This window comes from Streptomyces sp. NPDC037290, from assembly GCF_055603245.1.
The window spans coordinates 1-1,950 of record NZ_JBVJVZ010000115.1 but is presented as its reverse complement, the minus strand read 5'-3'; the positions used below and the strand labels follow the sequence as shown (position 1 = coordinate 1,950).

Annotated in this window: 1 protein-coding gene; it reads right to left on the bottom strand. The window is 58.8% G+C overall.

Annotation, left to right across the window (positions count from 1 at the left end):
- Positions 1 to 72: 72 nt before the first annotated feature.
- Entirely contained in the window at positions 73 to 1,350 is a 1,278-nt protein-coding gene (locus ACZ7HQ_RS45210; RefSeq protein WP_471003410.1) for a zinc metalloprotease, read from the bottom strand.
- Between the last annotated feature and the right edge of the window lie 600 nt (positions 1,351 to 1,950).

The following is a 1,950-nucleotide window of genomic DNA, read 5'->3' as shown; positions in this document are numbered from 1 at the left end:
GCCACCCCCGTAACTACCTGGCGTTTCTCGGCCTCGCCGCAGCCCTCTGTTGCTACAAACGACTCGTCCGCCTCACCACATAGGACACGGTCTTAGCCGCTGCTCCGTTGATGATGCGGACTTCCTTTTCCATGTATCGGTCCTTACCCATCCCTCCTTCGGGTCGTGGATGTACCAGCCGTTGGCGCTGAGATACGCCTTCGAGCCGTATTTGGTATTCCAATCCGCATACGGTGTCCATGATTGTGTCACCGGATCCCACCCCTGTTTCCAGTCGGCACTCGAACGCGGCCAGTTCGGAAAATCAGGCTTCTTCCCGGTCTGCTCGCGAGTAGCGGATGTGAACGTCTTGTTCCATATATCGCGCGATTTCCACTCATGGGCGGCCGGGTCGTAGCCGTACAATCCAGAGGCGTTTAGGTGAGGCTTCGACTCGTACTTGGTCTTCCAGTCAGCATACGGGACCCATGATTGGGTCGCCGGGTCCCATCCCTGCTTCCCATCTGTACTCGAGCGCGGCCAATTCGGATCGTTGGGTCGGCGGACATTACCAGCAGGTCGCAGACTATCCCGCTCGTAGAGATTCCGTATTTCCTGCCGGTAGAGATTCCTTACGAAATTGACCTCGCCCGGGTCCGGCTCAACCGAATCCGGCCAGTTGACGCCCCCTATGTCGACCTGGAATGCATCCCGGGCAGCTGTGCGCATGACCTCACCGGGGTGCACTGGCTTCTGCGGGTGATGCAACCCTAGGGTGTGCCCCATTTCATGAAGAATAGTATTCTCGTTTCCTTTCCATACATCTTTCCTCCATTCTTCAAAACTGCGCACTAAATGCCAGACGGGTAGGCCGCCACGATTGGCATCGAGGCCTCTAACCTTAGGGTAATAGTTGAAGCGCGGACCGTAATGGCTGTCCCAGAATTTCTTGATCGCTTGATCATCGAACGACGCCGAATCGAGCTCCAGTAGATTCCTATTCGGGCCGGCGTACCCCACAGTGCCCTGACGTATGTTACCGTGCGTCCAATCGCGATAGACACCCTTTATTTGGGCGCGCCCTCCTAACTTCACCTTTTCCGTCGGGGTGAGGTCATCCCAGACCCCCAGGAGCTCATGCCCTTTCCCTACGAGTTTATTGTTCCAGGTCCTAATCGCCTGCCGGAAGACGGCTTGCGTCTGAGGGTCGAGTCCAGCAAGGTCGTAATAGATGCGACCATCGGCCTTCTTTACAGCGGTTTTCCCGCCGATAGGACTCGCCATGGCAGAGCCGACGGTAGCGTTTGCTATTTGTAGAACTCCAGTTACGGTCAATGCGGTAGCCGTGACACAAAGTGCTTGCTTGCTCATGCGATTATTTGTCTTGCCGGCCCCCTTCTCCATGCGATGGCGGCCGTTCGGCTTCCTCTGGCTAATCATCTTCGTCCCTTTCCGTTGTCGCGATCGCGTCGAGCGGGCCTTACCCGGTTGTCTTCAGAGCAGCGTGCTGAATCGCGGACAGATGTGTGCCCGGCGGGCGACCATCGTGCAGGTACTGCAGAGGCGCGACATCCCACAGGTGATGCACCGAAACGAAATGAGATAAAGCGTTACGAAGCCTCTTCGGTGGGGTGGTGCTGCGCCAGCAGAGGGTGACCTGCATCCGGCAGCGGGTGCCGAGCTGGTCGCGGATCCGACTCCGGTGAATGCTGACGGTCGGTCGTCCTCGTCGGACAGGCCGTCGTGATCGCGGCGGTCCATTCCCCCCTTACCAGGGCTGGGTCCGGCAGAGGCTGATCGATTCTGGTGGTGAACAGCCGAGTGGCCCCTCCCTGGAGCTTGGTGAGGGGCTGCTCGGTGCCTGAGTGAGAGGGCTGTCAGAGGTTTCCTACATGGCGGCTCCGGTGGTGTTGCGGCGGCGGAGGTAGAGGAATCCGCCGAGGGTGAGCAGTCCTGCTGCGGCGCTGCCCA

Coding starts and splice junctions, on each gene's coding strand:
- ACZ7HQ_RS45210 (WP_471003410.1), bottom strand. CDS start 1,350: ATGAGCAAGCAAGCACTTTGTGTCACGGCTACCGCATTGACCGTAACT.